Genomic DNA, 18420 nt, shown 5'->3' on the forward strand with positions numbered 1-18420 from the left:
TCTGCCTCCACAAGTCTACTTGCTAACAATGGTTTTCACTGATCTTTCCAGTCCAGCAATAGATCCAGCAAGTTCAGGACGATTTTCTGATCTTTGATGTTTCGTGTTTGTAAGCGGGTGATGATTTGGGATAGTGTGTATTCTTGAGAATCTGGATTAGGGTGGATCGACCGAAAGAGGTCTTCTAATGAAATCTCCAGAGCGTTGGCCACCTTTTCGATGCTTTCCAGTGTCGCATTTTTCTCGCCTCTTTCCAATTGTCCAATGTATGTAGTGTGGAGATTGGCTATATCTGCTAATTCTTCTTGGCTCAATCCCTTTTCTTTACGGAAATTTCGAATCCGCTCTCCGATAACTTTTGGCAAATCACTCATTTAACCACCTCTTATGTAACTTTAGCTTTAATCTTTAAGCTTCCCCAAGAGACAATAGATATTCAAAATCATTAATGATATACTATAAGTATTATTTTTCAAGAAGTGACGAGATGTTGTCTTATGTGCAAACCATGTTGAAACAATCGAATCTCGTTATGTTATAGAAATAAATACCCATGTTACTTGTTCTGAAGACCTAGAAAATGATGGGTGGTTTAAGGGAGAAGATAGGGAGTTTTTTAATGTATATCCTTCCACCATAGTTCATCCTTCTTTTCCTGATTTTTTGGGAAAACTCAAGAGTATTCGCTTCTCTAATCGAAACATTGTGTTTGAAATCAACGAAGCAGAAAAAATATCGGACATGGGTTTGTTCAAAAGAGCGGTTCATTATTTGAAAGATAAAGGGTATGCCATTGCACTGGATGATTACGGAAAGGGGGCTGGAATTGTGAAAATTTGTCGAATACTTCCATTTAAGGCGAAAGCTACAATCACTGGACAAAAGGAAAAAATACGAATGATGAACCGAAAGCTGATGTATGTATTTATCCTGGCGTCTTTAGCAATGGTGGTAGTTGTTAATTATTATTCGCCTTTAGAATCACTATGGATGCTTCTCTTGATACCTGCTATTGCAACAGTGGTCTTATTCCCAACGTGGAAAGCAACAATCACTGTTGGATTGTCAGGCTTCATTCTTATGGTTATTACGGAATTTGTGTTTCGTCAGGAACAAATTCAATATCAGGATGGGATTCATCTAATTATTACAGGAGCAGTGGAATGGGTCGTATTCACAATGATTTCTTCTTTTCGAATCAAGGTTGCAAGGTTAATAACGGAATTAGAACATCTTGCTTTGACTGACCCGCTCACTAAAATCTATAACCGTAGATACCTGGATTTGTATATGGAAAAAGCCATTCCTTTATCTCAAAGAAGAGAACATCCGATGACACTGATCATGTTTGATATTGACCATTTCAAAACCATCAACGATACATATGGTCACAACGCTGGGGATATGGTCTTGAAAAAAGTAACCAGAGTTATAGAGGGGATCATTCGTGATTCTGATGTATTCGTTAGAACAGGAGGAGAAGAATTTATGATTGTTTTGCCGAATGGTTCTTTAGAACAAGGAATTAAATTTGCTGAACGAATCCGAAAGACAGTGGAAGGAACCAAGTTTGTTTATAAAGGGAAACGGATATTGGTCACCATAAGTTTAGGGATAACAGAATATATCAAAGGGCAAGATCTGAGCCAGTTTATTGAGAAAGCAGATCAAGGATTGTATCGGGCAAAAGAAACGGGACGTAACAGAATTGTTGCTATATAACCATCAATATGTCATAAGTAAAATGGAAGTGTAAGTTATGCTTGACAGCATACACCAAGATTATATTTTTTTGCCAGGTACGCTTAAAATAATTAATCTTGTTTCTTCATTTCAATGATCAAAAAATGTGAAGTTTTTTTTGCCTTCACTAAAATATCTTCCTCTACAATTTCTAGTCCGTCCCGATCAGATAGTTCAACCGTATTAATCGTAGAATTACATTCACATACAGTTAAAAATATTTTGCTTTCTCTTAAATTTATTTTATTCACATCATAAGTGTTTGCTTATATATTTTATAATATCATATTATTTTACTTATGTAAAAACAAGTTTTAAAATGTTATTAAAATGTTATATGGAAGAGATGTTTTATATGTTATTTAACGAAGGTAAAATAGGAGATATTAAATTGAAAAACAGGTTCGTTTAATTTAAGAGGTGAATATTATGACTATATATGATGAATATATCGACATAAAAAATAGCAGAATCCATTATTTAAAAGCAAAAAATGATAATAGCGATGGTACTATAATTCTATTGCATGGTAAAAAGTATAATGCTTATGATTGGGTAAACTCAGGAATAATTGATAGATTGAATAATGAAGGGTTCGAGGTGATAGCACTTGAACTTCCAGGATATGGTTTATCAGAGGATTTGAATTTAGAAAAAGAAGATTTTTTACATGAATTTGTAGTTCAATTAAATATTGAAGCATTTCATCTTGTAGGTGCATCTTTCAGTGGAGAAATATCTATAAAATTTGCACTTAAATATGGAACTATGCTTAAAACTTTAACAATTATAGATAGTATAAATGTAGACAAATACGGGGAATTGTTAAAAAATATAAGAGCCAAAACGCTGATTGTATGGGGTAAAAAAGATGATATTGCGCCATATGAATTTGCAGGTATATTGAAAGATAATATTATTAATAGTACCTTATTCACATTTGATAATTTAGGACATACATGTTACTTTGATGAGCCTGAAATATTTTCAGATGTATTGATGAAATTCATAAAAACTTTTTAAAAATAATAGCGGTTTTGGCCGCTATTATTTTTGTATGAGTAAAGTTTGGTGCATCGGCTTGTCATTAATGGAGATGGAGCAGGGAACCCGACTTCTCATTACATTGGAATTGTTATGATGTCATGTGGTACATTATAGTTAAGGAACATATGATAAAACAAAGAGGTTTACATTTCACTGAAAGGGAGAGTAAAAAGATGCGTAGTATCACCTACGGGGAAGTCTCCTTTGAAAGAATGTGCCAAATCATAAGCAACTATATTTCTAAGGATAAAGGTCAACAGTATAAAATTTCGGTTGGAACTGATTCACAAAATTTTGATTTGACAAAGACTGTGATTGTCGTTGCCGTGTGGAACGTTGGGAATGGTGGGATCTTTTTTTATGACATTAAAAGAGTCCGTAAAATAACCAATATAAGGCAGAAAATATTTTATGAGACAAGTCTAAGCCTAGAAATGGCAAGTAAATTAGCCATGTATCTAGAACAAGAAGGTCAATTACATGATATTGGGATTCATGTGGATGCAGGAGAGGATGGCCCAACTTCAAAAATGATCCCCGAAATCGTTAGCTGGGTAAATGCTTGCGGTTTTCAATGTAAGACAAAACCGTATTCCTATGCAGCATCTTCGATCGCTAACAAACTTTCAAAATAGAGCCATTATTATGATATCTAACATAATGAGTTGATTGAGAATAGGTTATTAAACTTATTTTCCGAATACTCTTAACTGTAGAAATATAAAGTAAAAGGTTGTAAATAATCCTAAAAATCTTTATAATAATACATGTTTTGTCAAAAGGATCAGTTCAAATTGTGGCCGCAATTTTCAAACAAATTAGAATCCTTTTGGAATTAACATTTTATATATAGGAGAGAAGGCAGAATGGCGAAAAGCGACAGCAGTACAAAGGAATTTAAACCTTTTATTTCTGCAGATAGAGTATTACCTGAGTTTACCAAAACTTCATTTATTCTAGGTATTTTATTGGCTGTTATATTTGGGGCTGCAAATGCTTATCTAGGTCTAAAAGTCGGAATGACAATTAGTGCATCAATTCCTGCAGCTGTTATTTCTATGGGTATTATTCGTGGATTATTCAAAAAAGAATCTATTTTAGAAAACAACTTGGTACAAACGATTGGTTCTGCAGGAGAATCGGTTGCAGCTGGGGCAATCTTTACATTACCTGCCCTTTACATTTGGTCTACCGAGTGGAATATGGGGGCTCCAAGTTTATTTACAATTACGGTTATCGCCATTATTGGGGGAACATTAGGTGTTCTATTTATGATTCCGTTAAGAAAGGCACTAATCGTAAAAGAACATGGTATTTTACCATATCCAGAGGGTACTGCATGTGCCGAAGTATTGTTAGCAGGTGAAGAAGGTGGCCAAAAAGCGAAGACAACCTTCTTAGGTTTAGGTATTGGAGCGATCTACAAATTTATTGCTGATGGGTTCAAGCTATTCCCTAGTGAAATCGAAACAGCCATTCCTGGTTATAAGGGAGCTGCTATTGGAGCCGATGTTCTACCAGCGCTTTTAGGTGTAGGCTTTATCATCGGGCCTCAGATCTCTGCATATATGTTAGCAGGTGCAGTAATTGGTTGGTTTGGACTTATTCCTTTAATCGACTATATTGGTAATATGGGTGAAATTATTATGTACCCAGCAACTGTTCCAATTAGTGAATTAGGATATTGGGGAATTTGGGATAGCTATATCCGTTATGTGGGTGCTGGAGCCGTTGCATTTGGTGGTATTTTTAGCTTAATTAAATCACTTCCATTGATCATTCAAACCTTTAAGGATGCGATGAAAGACTATTCTGGTGGTGTGGGTGAGCAAACGAATAAAAGAACAGATCAAGACCTTTCCTTGAAACTTGTTTTAATCGCGGTACTTGTAATTGTCCTTGCGATGATGATGTTACCCATCATTCCTGTAGGTTTTGTTGGAGCATTATTAATTGCGATTTTTGGTTTCTTCTTTGCAACAGTATCTTCAAGAATCGTTGGTCTTGTAGGGAGTTCATCTAACCCTGTTTCTGGTATGACCATTGCTACTTTAATCATCACAGCGATCATCTTTAAAGCAACAGGTAATGATGGACAAGCAGGCATGATTGCAACCTTAACTGTAGGTTCGATAATAGCAATTATCGCAGCGATTTCAGGAGATACTTCTCAAGACTTAAAAACAGGTTTTCTTGTTGGAGCAACACCAAAGAAACAGCAAATTGGCGAAATTGTTGGTGTAGTTGCTTCTGCATTAGTAATTGGGTTAGTTCTAACTTTACTAAATGAAGCATGGGGATTTGGTTCTAATGAACTACCTGCACCTCAGGCAACCTTGATGAGATTAGTTATTGAAGGTGTAATGGGTGGTAACTTACCATGGACATTGATTTTTGTAGGAATTGGAGTTGGGGTGGCCATTGAATTATTAGGTTTACCTGTATTACCAATTGCGATTGGTTTATATTTGCCTATCCACTTAAGTACACCAATTATGGTGGGTGGAATTGTTCGAGGAATCTTAAATAGAAAACTAAACAAAAATGGTGAAGAAGATCAAAAAGTGAGCCAAAAAATCGACTCTGGTATTTTATTTGCTTCAGGATTAATTGCTGGAGAAGGTCTAATTGGGATCTTGTTAGCCGTTTTTGCAGTTCTTGGTGTAGACCTTGTCCTTGGTATTGATTTAGGGCAAATCGGTTCCTTGATTTTCTTTGGAATATTAACTTATTTGTTAATGAAATTCTCCGTATTTAAAAAGGTAGATTAACCAAGCTAGAAAAAGAGGATATATTCTATCCTCTTTTTCACTTTTGTGAAACATTTTAATAGCAAAGAAAGGATATTAGAGGTAAAATAATGGCGAATAAAATTTCAAAAAAGGATAATTTTTTAGAATTGATTCCTCTAAAAACAAATAAATATCAATCGATCATGACTGAAAAGGGAATCATTCAGATTATTATTCCCAGAAACAGTATGTTAGATCGAATCGTTAGAGTCTTTAAGAAAACACCTAAATTAATGAGAATAGATTTAGATACATATGGAACTTATATTTGGAATTTAATTGATGGGAAAAGAAATGTTAGTGAAATCGGAAGGCTATTGAAATTAGAGTTTGGAGAAGAGATTGAGCCTCTCTATGAAAGGCTAATTACATATATCAATGTTTTAAGGAATAATCAATTTATCACGCTTAAGAAGAATGAAAAAACTGAGAACATGTATGATAATCATTAGAAAGGGGCTAAATATATGAACAATCGTTTAGAAGGCCTTCAACCAGAATCCGTATTTAAACATTTTGAAGCGATTAGTAGAATTCCTAGAGAGTCAGGAAATGAGAAACAAATTAGTGATTATTTGGTCCAATTCGGGGAAAACCTTGGGCTTGAGGTTATTCAAGAGGAATCTGGAAATGTAATTATCAAAAAACCGGGAACAAAAGGCTATGAACAGTCTCCTACTGTAATCCTTCAAGGCCACATGGATATGGTTTGTGTTAAAAAAGAAGATTATCCTTTTGATTTTTCGAAAGATCCGATACCTTTAGTTGTCGAGGGGGACTTCGTCAAAACAGAGGGAACGACACTGGGGGCAGATAACGGAATTGCAGTAGCTATGATGATGGCCATTTTAGAATCAAAGGAATTAGAACACCCGCCAATTGAATGTTTGTTTACTGTAGCAGAAGAAACCGGGATGGATGGAGTACTCAATCTTCAACCTGAACACTTGACCGGAAAGATTCTGATCAATATTGATTCTGAAGAAGAGGGTATTATGCTTGCTTCTTGCGCTGGTGGGGTGAGAAATGTTGTTTCGATTCCAATTGAGTGGACAGAGGTCGATTCAGAGAAACAAGCTTATACTCTGACGATTAAGGGACTACGTGGTGGACATTCAGGCATTGAAATTGATAAAAATCGAGCTAGTGCGATCAAGTTATTAGGTAGAGTATTGAGGGGTATCGAAAAATCTATAGAGCTTGATATTGCAGCAGTAAGTGGTGGAGAAAAAATGAACGCCATCCCTAAAATGGCTTCTGCCACAATTTTGCTTGATGAAGCGTATATTAAAGAATTAGAAAAAATTGTTGATCAATATCAAAACTTTTTCCAAAAGGAATTTGAGGCATCAGATCCTAATATTCAGGTTCAATTGAATCAAGTAGAACAAGTGAAACAGGTATTCCAAGATAAAACTAAAAAGCACCTCATTCATGCTCTCCGTTTAATTCCTGCAGGAGTACAAACGATGAGTGCAAATATTAAAGGTTTAGTGGAAAGTTCCAATAATATAGGAACACTGGAAACAAAAGAAGAAGAAATCATTTTAAGTAGTGCAGTAAGAAGTTCGGTGAAATCCTTAAAAGATGAGATCAATGACCGAATTGCAAGTATTTGCGATTTGATTGGTGCGAAGATGGAGTTGTTCTCCGATTATCCTGCATGGGAATATGAACCGAATTCAAGGATTAGAGATATCATGAATGAGGTATATAAAGAATTGAATCATAATGAAATGAAAGTGGATGCGATTCATGCAGGACTAGAGTGTGGATTCCTACAGGAAAAGCTTGGTAAAATCGATATGGTATCGATTGGACCAAATATCTATCATGCTCATACCCCTGAAGAATCTTTAAGCATTTCTTCTACCCAAAGGGTTTATGAGTTCTTAACTGAGGTATTAAAGAACATAAAATAAACAATATCCAAAAAATGGGGGATCTTTTATGTCAAATGTGGTTGAACGCTTTTTAAAGTATGTGAAGTATGATACTCGTTCAGATGATGAATCTAATACTGTCCCAACTACACCAGGGCAAATGGTATTAGCTAAAGCGATTGCAGAAGAACTAAAAGAGATTGGTTTAGAAGAGGTCACCCTCAATGAAAAAGGCTATATTTATGCAACTTTACCTGCAAATATAGATAGAGAGGTGCCAACGATCGGCTTTATTGCTCACATGGATACAAGCCCAGATATGACAGGTACCAATGTCAATCCAAAGATTGTGAAAAATTATGATGGAGAAGACATTGTTTTAAATGAAGAAAAAAATATTATTTTATCAGTAAAACAATTTCCTGAACTGAAAAATTACATAGGAAAAACATTGATCACAACCGATGGGACAACGCTTTTAGGAGCAGACGATAAGGCAGGTGTGGCCGAAATTATCACTGCTGTAGAATATCTCAAGAATCATCCGGAAATTCCCCATGGCAAAATCCGAATTGGTTTTACCCCTGATGAAGAAGTAGGAAGAGGGGCAGATCATTTTGATGTCAAATTTTTTGGTGCAGATTTTGCCTATACGATGGATGGTGGTCCTATAGGTGAACTAGAATATGAAAACTTTAATGCTGCAGGGGCCAAGATTATCATAAAAGGACGAAATGTCCATCCAGGGACAGCAAAAGATAAAATGATCAACTCGATTTTAATTGCAAATGAATATATCGCTTTATTACCTAAAGAAGAAACCCCTGCCCATACAGAAGGATATGAAGGATTTTATCATCTAAACAATATAAAAGGTGACGTAGAGACAACGATTCTTTCTTACATTATCCGTGACTTTGATAAAACAACTTTTGAAAAAAGAAAAGAAACCATGCAAGAATTTGCTCAACAGCTTAACCAAAAATATGGAGAAGGCACAGTCACGGCTGAAATCAAAGATCAATACTATAACATGAAAGAAAAGGTTGAACCTGTAAAACATATTGTTGACACAGCGTTTAAGGCAATGGAAGAAGTAGGTGTCACACCGATCGTCAAGCCGATTCGTGGTGGAACAGATGGAGCAAGACTCTCTTACATGGGCTTGCCGACCCCAAATATTTTTGGCGGTGGTCATAACTTCCATGGAAGATATGAATTCATCCCTACTTATGCAATGGAGAAAGCAGTGGATGTGATTTTAAAAATTGTAGAGCTTTACACAAAAAGATAATATACGCAAAATTTAACTATCCATCTATATGAGGATTTTGTCGAAAGAAGATGTTTTAAGGAAGAACCTTAATTTCTTTGCCGAATCAAAACTAGTTTTGTCAACCGTGCAGGTGCTTAAAGAGAAATGAAGAATAGTAATAGCAAAGGAAGGAATGGAGGAATTAAGGTGGAGCATTTAATAAAAGAAGATCATGCAAATTTAAATCATCTCTTTCGCAAGATGGATGAGCTAGAACGGAAATTAGAACAAAAGGCAGACCGAGTAGTTTCAGTTCAAGTATTACATCATCGAAATGAAATTGATGAATTGATAGAAAAAATCAATACATTAGAACAAAAGCTTGAATCCTTAAAAGGATTGATGACAACGATTGAAAAGAGTGAAACAGAAGCGGAAATAAAGGAGATAGACAAATCTAGAGTAAAGAAGAGCTGGCTTGTAAGCATGCTTAGTATGTTTGGCATGTAAAAGAAATGTGGAAAACGCCCCCGAACCGGAGTCAAGATGAAGGGATGAAAGATATGACAAACGCTCAATCTCTTACAAAAAGTAGGCGATTTCAGATTCTTAGCGCCGTTGCGATTGGCACCTTTATGGGACCATTAGATTCAAGCGTGGTCAATATAGCCTTACCTAACATTCGAGAATATTTTCAGACGTCTCTTGGTACGGTCGAATGGGTGGTCATGTCTTATTTGTTGGTGATTAGCAGCCTCTTACTGACTTATGGCCGGTTAGGGGATATGTTTGGGCATAAGAAAATCTATATGATTGGCTTCATTTTATTTACAATTGGTTCACTCCTTAGTGCAATCTCTCCATCGATTTTGACCTTGATCCTTTTTCGAGCTTTTCAAGCGATTGGAGCAGGGATGATGATGGCGATGGGGCCTGCGATCGTAACAGATATTGCACCTCCAAAAGAACGGGGGAAATTTATGGGAATCATTGCGATCTCTGTTTCCATTGCATTAACGACAGGACCTGTTTTAGGGGGCTTTTTAACTACTCATTTTGGCTGGCAAAGTATCTTTTATATCAATTTACCGATTGGAATCATTGGCTATTGGTGGGCAAAAAAAGTGATACCAGAATCAAATCACTCTGGTGAACAGCATTTTGATATTAAAGGAGCAGTCGTACTCTTCTTATCTTTAACCAGTCTCTTATTCTCTTTAAGTTATACGGAGAAGGTCGGCTGGAGTAATCCATACATTATAGGTTTATTGGTTGCTGGGCTATTCCTTTTAGTACTTTTTATCTACATAGAAAAAAGAGTAGATCATCCTATGGTCGATCTTTCGATTTTTAATAATCGGTTATTTTCCATGGGGAACTTATCTTCATTATTAAGCTTTGTTGCCCAGTTTTCTGTCATTCTTCTCATGCCTTTTTACTTGCAGCAATTATTAAAGCTACAACCTTCTGAAGCAGGCTTGTTGTTTATTCCCATGCCATTAACCATGTTGTTGGTTGCACCGATTAGTGGTGTCATTTCTGATCGAATCGATTCTCGTTATATTAGCTCATTTGGAATGGTGATTACAGCATTGGGGATGTGGCAATTAAGTTTGTTACATATAGAGTCAACACGTTTGTCCATGATCTTAGGAATGATTACAGTTGGTTTAGGTATAGGAATGTTCCAGACGCCAAATAATAGTGCTGTAATGGGAAGTGTTCCCAAAAATAGATTGGGTATTGCTTCAAGTATGTTGGCTACGATGCGTAATATGGGGATGGTGTTAGGAGTAGCTATTTCTGGAGCCATTTTTACTAGTCGGCAAAATCATCTTACAAACGTATTATCTGCAAAAGGTCTAACAGGAGCTGAATTAAAAATAGAGGCCTTTACAGGAGCCTTTCACCTTACTTTTCTTGTAGCAGCTCTATTAGCAGTCATTGCGGTATTCACTTCTTTGGTACGTGGACCATTACACAAAAAATAGGTTGGCCTAAAACCAACCTTTATGTTTAAACCAGAAATACATGCTTAACGCAATGATGCCCATGAATCCTAAGGTAATAAAATAACCATAATGCCAGTTTAATTCAGGCATATATTTAAAATTCATTCCATAGACTCCTGCAATAAATGTAAGAGGCATAAAGATCGTTGTGATGACGGTAAGAGTCATCATGATCGTATTCATTCGGTTTGAACTTAAGGAAAGATAACTATCGCGAATATCTGAGGTAACCTCTCGATTTGATTCAATCATCTCGGTCAATTTTAGAAGATGATCATAGATATCGGTAAAATAAATATGTTGTTCTTTTACGATTTCAAGGCGTTCAGAGTTGATGATTCGATAAAGGAGATCTCGCATCGGGAAAATCGTATGACGAATGGTTAGTAATTGGCTTCTTAAATCGAAAACTTCATCCATTAACATATGAATCGGTCTTATGCTATTATCGATTTCATTAATTCGATCTTCAATTTTATAGATGGTTGGAAAATAATAATCTACAATTTTATCAATAATTCGGTACATGATATGAAAAGGACCTTTTTCTAAAGAAAGTGGATCAGAAATCAATTCTTGACGAACCAGTTCAATTTCACTGGATTGGAACAACTGAAAAGAGACAATAAATTGACTACTTACAAATAGGTCTACTTCTTCAGCTAGTAAAGTATCTTGATTAAGAGAATGAAGCACAAAAAAGTTATAACCATCGTAATAATCAAGTTTGGGCCTTTGTAAGAATTGCAAACAATCCTCAATCGCTAAGGGATGAAAATGAAAATAGCTTTCCAGTAACTTTTTTTCCTCTTCTGTGGGGGATTCAAAGTCTACCCAGTACCAGTCAATTTGGGAGGTTTTTAACTCCTCAAGTGGCAATCCTTCGATTAGTTGACGATTTTTTGTCACAGCAATGGTTCGAATCATGATTGGGCTGCTCCTTTTAGTTTTTACTTTTATTTTTGAATTTAATATACCATTTTTTCCAGCTTACACAAAATGCTCGGTTTAATCCGGGCATATTTTAATTAGAAAGTTTAATTTTCTTTTCTTAAAAAGATGAACTTTTTTAATTGAATAAAAGTCTTTTTTAATAAAACGATAAAAGAGAGATATATATTCTTTTCTTCTAGGGTTCCAGGTAATGAATTGGGGTTGATATCGTTTGGAGCAAGATCTTTATCAAATCATACGGGATGCAAAGCGAGGGAAAAAAGAAGCATTTGAACAACTTGTTTCGAGATTTAAGGGCCAAGTCATAAGACAAGCCTATGCAATGCTAGGTGACCAGATGGAAGCAGAAGACGTTGCACAGGAAGCCTTCCTTAAAGCTTATTATGCATTTAATCAATTAGAGAGTGAATATGCTTTTTCTTCTTGGCTTGCACGAATTGTCGCGAATTTATGTTATGACCGGATGCAGAAGAAAAAGAGGGAAAAAGAGCTCTTTCAAGAGGGAATGGAGAATCGAGCAAATCAACAAATAAACAGAAATAACAATATTGAAGGAATCGATCTGAAAATGACAATTCAAGATGCGATGCAGCAACTTTCATTAGAGCATCGGGCAGTCTTAATTTATAGAGATATTCAAGGTTTTTCCTATGATGAAATTGCAGAGATCATGAAGATTCCTGAGGGAACAGTTAAATCTCGTATTCATATTGCACGGAACGCCTTGAAAAAGGCACTAACGAGTCAAGAGGAAGGGGTGTAAAAATGGAAAAACATCTAGATGAATTGCTTTCCGCTTATCTAGATCACGAGTTAACTTATGATGAACAGTTAGCTGTAGAGGATCATTTATCTACTTGTATCCATTGTCAAACATTATTAGAAGAATTATCTTCGATAAAACAACAATTATTTAGCGCGTATCAGACATTGGAGATCCCAAATGATTTCGAGGAAAAGCTCATGTTAACGATTGAGAAAAGGGAAGTAGCAAAAATAGTGTCTGAGAAAAAAATCTGGATAGGCATTGTTATTGGAATATTATTAGGATCAATGTTACTCATCCTATTGCCTTATACTTCATTTAGCTTTAATTTACTAACTTCGATTATTAAAGTACTATTTAGCGTGATTCAAACACTACCAACGATCTTTAGTTTCATTCCGTTCTTAGTTGAAGGATTCTTAGTATTTGCCACAATATTAGTAGCAATCTCTATATGGTCATTAAGAAAACTTTTACAAACAAAAGCGTTAGGATAAAGAAGGTGAACCAGATGAAAAATCAATGGAAAAGAAGATTCATCCTTTTTAGTTTAATTTTTATTTTTATTTTTATTCTCAATATAAGCACACCTGTTTCTGCAGAGAATTTGTATTCGCAAAAGGATACGGTTATTCCAAAAGGACAAACCGTGGAAAATGTTTTCGTTTTAGGCGGGGATGCTACGATTTCGGGTACAGTTAAGGACGCGGTCGTGATCGTTAATGGTGATCTTAATATTAAGGGATCTGCTCGAATAGAGGGATTAGTCCTTGTCATTGGTGGGCAGATCAATCAAGAACAAGGGGCTCACATTTCAGAGCATGTACTTAATCTCTCGTTTAATTCAATGACAGCAAATAGTTTTCTACTTGGAGGAGCACTATTACTTGGAATTTGGTTCCTTCGCCTAATAACTAGTCTGTTACTTATTATCCTCTCTACCGCTACTGTCGCAATAGCCAAAGAACGATTACAGCCCTTTAAAGAGATGATAATAGAAAACCCATTACGACTCGTGACAGTAGGGATTGTTACAAGCTTATTGTTTTTAGCCTTAAGTGGTCTATTATCCATTACGATCGTCGGAATTCCAATTGTCCTTGTCTTATTAGTTGTTTTGTTTATTTTCTTATTGATTACTTTTTCATCTATTAGCTTGATCATTGGTGAGTGGTTACCTGGAAGTATCAACAGAGCACGATGGATGATAGCACTTGGTGGGGCCATCCTCGTTACAGCTGGAATCAATCTTCCGCTATTAGGATGGCTTTTATTTTTAGGCGTAATATGGATGACTTTTGGATTAATGACAATGTGGCTATGGCAGAAAAGAATGCAAAGAAAAGTGTGATTAGAAAATTTTTGAACACTTTATGAAATTCAATGATTTAAGGAGATATGTAAAATGTCGGGGAAACGCATTTTAATTTTATCTGAATCATTTGGTGCTGGTCATACAAGAGCTGCTGAGGCCATAAAAGAGGGAATATTATCCTACCATCCTGACTGGCAAATTCATGTTCTTGAACTTGGAACCTGGTTACGCCCTACACTTAGTCATTGGATAACAGAAATATACCTAAAAACATTACGTTTTTCTCCAAAAATATGGGGGATGATTTATCGAAGGGTACAAAATCGTACAGTGAAGCCCCAATTTGAATTCTTCTTACATCGAATGATCTATGCTCATATTTTGCAGTTGTTTCATGAATATAAGCCGGATTTGATCGTGACAACTCATCCTTTTCCTAGTGCTGTCGTCTCTAGATTAAAACGAATGGGCTTAAATATTCCCTTGCATACGGTGATAACCGATTATCATGTTCATGGATCATGGATCAATACGGGTGTAGATTATTACTATTTACCTAATCATGAAGCTAAACTACAAATGCAACAGCTTGGAGTATCAGAGAAGCGCCTTTATATTACAGGAATTCCTACCCACCCGAATTTTTGGAACAAAACGGATAAAAGAAAGATAAGAAAAAAATTAGGACTTTCTGATCGGCCAACACTATTATATATGGGAGGAGGACTAGGAATCGGTTTGTCTCCAGATATGCTAAGTACCATTCATCAATATCGGGATGAGATGCAAATATTGATTGTAACAGGAAGGAATCGTACTCTATATCGTTCTTTAAAACTTGATCCTTCATTTAATCATCCGCATATTCATATCTATCCTTTTGTAAAAAATATTGATGAGTTAATGGATGCAGCAGATTTGCTTCTTACTAAACCAGGGGGTGTGACCGTTGCAGAAGCGATGGCGAAGGGAGTACCAATGATTATGTTAAATCCAATACCAGGACAGGAAGAAGAAAACTATGAATACATTCTTCAGAATCAACTTGGTATTTCTGTAAAAGATATGGAAGAGCTGAATAACCTTCTTGAGCAATTTATTAAAGAGCCATACATGATCTCAAAATATTTTAAAAGTCTTTCAAAAACATATAATGGACGAAACGCAGTAGAACAAATCATCAAAAATGCCTAGTATTCGCTAGGCATTTTTTTAAATGGTGAGCTCTGAATAAGAGGAAGTGTGACATTTACGACGAAAAGGAAGGGTTTCCTGCGAAAATATATGTATAGAACTGGAAATAGCCTTATATCTGAGCCAAAAAGCAAAATTTGTTACTTGAAAACTTAATTTATTTATTATACTGTTCTATTGTTACAGAAATATTACAATGAGATTACAAAAAGACAAAGGGAGAAACCAGGAGGGTTTTCATTGATTGTGAATATAGGATTGGCTATGGTTGTTTATTCGCCTTATTTAGCCTTTTTACCAATGATCTATCTCCTCTATTATTTAATACGCAAGGGGGAGTTGTCACTTAAAAATCCATGGAATATCGGAATAGCCCTTTTATTCTTTTGGTCATTCATTGTTGGGATCATCAATGAGAATGAAATGTCTACTCTAGCATCTCTTGTCATTTTAGGACTATTATTAGTAAGTGTCTACTTTCAAGATAAATATCAAACAGTCACTGATGTAGAACGACTATTTTTTTCAATCTTTTTGTTTTCTATTGGGTCTGCTTTGATGGGAATTTTGGAACATTTTAATATCATTACCTATTCCCCAACGTGGTGGAAATACTTACTTGGTACTCGTTCTATTGACGATATTACCGAAAGCTATAGAATATCTGGGACTTTTAACAATCCAAACTTAGCAGGGACTTGGTATGCGATCATGATCCTTTTTGGGGTTTATTTCTTTAAAAAGTCAGAGGGGATACATAAAGTTTGGTTTGCAGTTGGTACAGCGTTATTTGTCACTGTTTTAATGATGACAGGTTCAAGAGGAGCTGTAATTGGACTTTTCTTTGGCTTTGTTATTTATAGTTATTTTTCTGGCCATAAGAAAAAGATGCTTTTCTTAATGTTCACTTTATTATCAGGTATTACCTTGATGCTTAATTTTCCAGAGTGGTTCCCACGAGGGGAAATCCTATTTTCCTCTATTCGTGATCGACAAGCAATTTGGGAAAATGCATTATATATGTTTATGATGAAGCCAGTGACAGGGTGGGGTTTACTGGGAATTTATTATGCGGATAGTTCAATTTATCATTATTTAAGAGTCTTTCATGCCCATAACACCCTTCTAACTATAGCAACTACGCTTGGTGTTGTTGGCTTATCGATTTTTCTTTGGATGGAGTGGTCATTATTACAAGAAATTCGCTTACTTTATCAAAAAAAATGTAGAATTACTCCATTACTAGGTGGAATTCAGGCGATTGTTTTAGGCCAAGGGTTATTTGATTTTACCATAATGAGTCCACAAGTGGCTCTCCTGTTTGTTGTCAGTTCAACCTTAATTGGGAGCTTAGCTTATTCTTATATTCCACAAACCATCCCAACCTATCCTCTTACTTTGCGTTATAAAAAGTCTTGGAAAAAAGCATAATTAGAACAAAAAATGCACCCATATGATTGGGTGCATTCTAACCTAATTTTTCATTCAAAGAAATTCACGGACAACGGAGTGCGTTAGAATATACAAACATCTTTTATTGATGCCGTTCAAGGAAATCTAAGATCAATCGATTCACTTTGATTTCATTTTCCTTTTTAGAGAATCCATGTCCTTCATCTTCTAAAACAAGATACTCCACTTCTACTCCTTTTTCCCTCAAGGATGCAACAATTTGATCAGATTCAGCTTTAACGACTCGAGGATCATTTGCACCTTGGATAACAAGCATGGGTTTGGTCATTTGGTTAAGATAGGTGATCGGGGAATCCTTTGTTAATCGTTCTTTATCAACTTCAGGATCTCCTAACCAACGAGTCATAATTGGTTTCCAATGCTCAGGAACAGAATCAATAAAGGTAAATAAATTATTTGGCCCAAAGATATCGACTGCCGCTCTGAAATATTCTGGATGACGCCCTGCTAATAGTAAGGTCATATAACCACCATAGCTACCACCAACAACAAATAACTTATCTCGTGCTGAGATACCCTGATCAAATAACCACTCAATACCAGCAACGCAATCTAAACGAGGGCCTTCCCCCCAATCGCCTTCTACTAGCTTTGTAAAGCTTGCTCCATAACCGGTACTTCCTCTAAAGTTGGGGGCAAATATCGTGTAGCCTCGGCCTAATAGGAATTGAAATAATCCTCGGAAAAATTTACGTTCAGCAGCTTGTGGACCTCCATGTGGCCAAAAGATCGTATATCCATTTGCAACCTCTGGCTTTGCTTTAAATAATAAGGCCTCGATTTCCAATCCATCAAAGGAAGGATAACGTACAACTTCAGGATCAACCATGTCTGATTCAGGAACACCTAAAACTCGATTGTCAGTAAGAGGATGCCATTCTCCATTTTCTTCTCTTTTAAAAATATTAAATGGTCTTGTTGCACTACGCCCTAATAGATAAAGGTTGCCGCTATCAGCCACAGTAAACTGCTGGATATTGTCTACAGGCGTGTTAATCGGCGTTAGAATTTTATTGTCGATCTGATAAGCATAGAATTGGTCTGTAACACCTTTTTCCGTTACGATGTATAAAGTTCTGGTTTTTTCATGCCATTTGATTCCGGTAACATCCTCTTTCTTCAACTTCAAAATAGTGGCAAATTCTTTCGTTTCTAGATTAAAGGACGCTACATAAGAAAACTCTTCTTCAAAATTTGTTACGAAATAAATGGTTGACTCATCGATATAAAGAGCATCTGTTGCTGTATGAACTTTTTCTGGGGATGGAGTTAAACAAAAGACTTCATCACCAACTTTTACATATGCAACAACATAAGTGTTTGCATACATTTTGATATAAACATAGCTTTTCTCCTCAGGACTGGTTGTCACTAAATAAGTTGTTGTTTCATCCCCTTGAAATAATAATTGATCCTCTTTTGTTACTAGGTTGTAAAGCCGAGCATCAAGGAAGTTCGGGTTTTCCTTGCTTGTCATATAATAGAGCCGTTCTCCATCTTTAGATAGTTCAGCAAAGAAATATTTTTCCTTCCTATCACCTGTTAGTATTGGGAAAGGTTTTCCTCCCTCTATAGGTAAGGCATAAATTTGATAATTTTCATCGCCATCATGGTCAAAACCCGTAAGGAAAAAACGATTTTTTGGATCGATCTTAATAAAGCTGCTATTTTGATCATGATAAGTAAGTGGATATGGATAGGTTTGAGGCAAATCCATTGCCCATAAATTAAATTTCCCATTCATGTTGGTACTAAAGATCAATTTACTTTCATCTTTACTTATTGCAAACTGAGAAATGACATAAGTTCGAAAGAATTGTTCTACATCTGGTTTAGGAAATGAAATCATTTATAATCCCCTTTCAGAAATTAGATATTTTTGTGAAAAACCTTAAACAATATATTCTTCATTAGGCGAATTATTCCTCTATTTCGTGGAGCATCATAGGATGAATAAATCTAGAGATAAAAGGAAAAATTTATCTA

The 18420-nt window shown here is 35.7% G+C and carries 18 protein-coding genes and 1 pseudogene; 15 read left to right on the forward strand and 4 right to left on the reverse strand.

Features of this window, described 5'->3' with window-relative positions; translation table 11 throughout:
• Positions 1-35: 35 nt before the first annotated feature.
• Positions 36-374, reverse strand: a complete 339-nt coding sequence (locus tag BEN26_RS09745) for a helix-turn-helix domain-containing protein (protein WP_068727754.1) — start codon at positions 372-374, stop codon at positions 36-38.
• A 169-nt stretch (positions 375-543) separates the two neighbouring features.
• On the opposite strand from BEN26_RS09745, the pseudogene BEN26_RS14305 reads away from it, so the two are divergent.
• A pseudogene (locus BEN26_RS14305) lies at positions 544-813 on the forward strand (EAL domain-containing protein); the annotation flags it as partial.
• 15 nt (positions 814-828) lie between these two features.
• Complete coding sequence (locus BEN26_RS09755; RefSeq protein ID WP_399168305.1) at positions 829-1722, forward strand: GGDEF domain-containing protein; 894 nt, start codon at positions 829-831, stop codon at positions 1720-1722.
• A 92-nt stretch (positions 1723-1814) separates the two neighbouring features.
• Here BEN26_RS09755 and BEN26_RS09760 read toward each other — a convergent pair whose 3' ends face one another.
• Complete coding sequence (locus BEN26_RS09760; protein WP_181482263.1) at positions 1815-1994, reverse strand: pirin family protein; 180 nt, start codon at positions 1992-1994, stop codon at positions 1815-1817.
• A 178-nt stretch (positions 1995-2172) separates the two neighbouring features.
• Between BEN26_RS09760 and BEN26_RS09765 the strand changes: the two genes are divergently transcribed.
• The 8 genes from BEN26_RS09765 to BEN26_RS09800 all read left to right on the forward strand — a co-directional run bounded on the left by BEN26_RS09765 (position 2173) and on the right by BEN26_RS09800 (position 10711).
• Positions 2173-2766 (forward strand): alpha/beta fold hydrolase, encoded by a 594-nt coding sequence (locus BEN26_RS09765; RefSeq protein WP_069799832.1) that lies wholly within the window; start codon positions 2173-2175, stop codon positions 2764-2766.
• A gap of 197 nt (positions 2767-2963) precedes the next feature.
• Complete coding sequence (locus BEN26_RS09770; RefSeq protein ID WP_069799834.1) at positions 2964-3425, forward strand: ribonuclease H-like YkuK family protein; 462 nt, start codon at positions 2964-2966, stop codon at positions 3423-3425.
• A 231-nt stretch (positions 3426-3656) separates the two neighbouring features.
• On the forward strand, positions 3657-5561 hold the full coding sequence (locus BEN26_RS09775) for an OPT family oligopeptide transporter (protein WP_069799836.1): 1905 nt from the start codon (positions 3657-3659) through the stop codon (positions 5559-5561).
• 89 nt (positions 5562-5650) lie between these two features.
• Complete coding sequence (locus tag BEN26_RS09780) at positions 5651-6034, forward strand: PqqD family protein (protein ID WP_068727764.1); 384 nt, start codon at positions 5651-5653, stop codon at positions 6032-6034.
• Positions 6035-6049: 15 nt separating this feature from the next.
• Complete coding sequence (locus BEN26_RS09785; protein WP_069799838.1) at positions 6050-7504, forward strand: aminoacyl-histidine dipeptidase; 1455 nt, start codon at positions 6050-6052, stop codon at positions 7502-7504.
• A 28-nt stretch (positions 7505-7532) separates the two neighbouring features.
• Positions 7533-8759 (forward strand): peptidase T, encoded by a 1227-nt coding sequence (pepT, locus tag BEN26_RS09790; protein WP_069799840.1) that lies wholly within the window; start codon positions 7533-7535, stop codon positions 8757-8759.
• Between the two features lie 168 nt (positions 8760-8927).
• Positions 8928-9230 (forward strand): DUF1515 family protein, encoded by a 303-nt coding sequence (locus BEN26_RS09795; RefSeq protein WP_068727770.1) that lies wholly within the window; start codon positions 8928-8930, stop codon positions 9228-9230.
• A 53-nt stretch (positions 9231-9283) separates the two neighbouring features.
• Positions 9284-10711, forward strand: coding sequence for an MFS transporter (locus BEN26_RS09800; RefSeq protein ID WP_069799842.1), 1428 nt, complete (start codon positions 9284-9286; stop codon positions 10709-10711).
• Between the two features lie 6 nt (positions 10712-10717).
• Here BEN26_RS09800 and corA read toward each other — a convergent pair whose 3' ends face one another.
• Positions 10718-11659: a magnesium/cobalt transporter CorA gene (gene corA / locus BEN26_RS09805; protein ID WP_068727774.1), complete on the reverse strand. Its 942-nt coding sequence runs from the start codon at positions 11657-11659 to the stop codon at positions 10718-10720.
• A gap of 238 nt (positions 11660-11897) precedes the next feature.
• On the opposite strand from corA, the gene BEN26_RS09810 reads away from it, so the two are divergent.
• The 5 genes from BEN26_RS09810 (at position 11898) to BEN26_RS09830 (ending at position 16392) form a co-directional block, all read left to right on the forward strand.
• Positions 11898-12449, forward strand: coding sequence for an RNA polymerase sigma factor (locus BEN26_RS09810; protein WP_068727776.1), 552 nt, complete (start codon positions 11898-11900; stop codon positions 12447-12449).
• 2 nt (positions 12450-12451) lie between these two features.
• Positions 12452-12949, forward strand: coding sequence for an anti-sigma factor family protein (locus BEN26_RS09815; protein ID WP_069799844.1), 498 nt, complete (start codon positions 12452-12454; stop codon positions 12947-12949).
• Positions 12950-12963: 14 nt separating this feature from the next.
• On the forward strand, positions 12964-13803 hold the full coding sequence (locus BEN26_RS09820; RefSeq protein ID WP_069799846.1) for a hypothetical protein: 840 nt from the start codon (positions 12964-12966) through the stop codon (positions 13801-13803).
• Positions 13804-13857: 54 nt separating this feature from the next.
• Complete coding sequence (locus tag BEN26_RS09825; RefSeq protein ID WP_069799848.1) at positions 13858-14961, forward strand: MGDG synthase family glycosyltransferase; 1104 nt, start codon at positions 13858-13860, stop codon at positions 14959-14961.
• A 246-nt stretch (positions 14962-15207) separates the two neighbouring features.
• Entirely contained in the window at positions 15208-16392 is a 1185-nt protein-coding gene (locus BEN26_RS09830) for an O-antigen ligase family protein (RefSeq protein WP_255421886.1), read from the forward strand.
• Between the two features lie 103 nt (positions 16393-16495).
• On the opposite strand, the gene BEN26_RS09835 is transcribed toward BEN26_RS09830, so the two are convergent.
• Entirely contained in the window at positions 16496-18283 is a 1788-nt protein-coding gene (locus BEN26_RS09835) for a S9 family peptidase (protein WP_069799852.1), read from the reverse strand.
• Positions 18284-18420: the final 137 nt, after the last annotated feature.

Origin of the sequence: Tepidibacillus sp. HK-1 (genome assembly GCF_001748485.2) — a bacterium.
Classification (GTDB): domain Bacteria; phylum Bacillota; class Bacilli; order Tepidibacillales; family Tepidibacillaceae; genus Tepidibacillus_B; species Tepidibacillus_B infernus.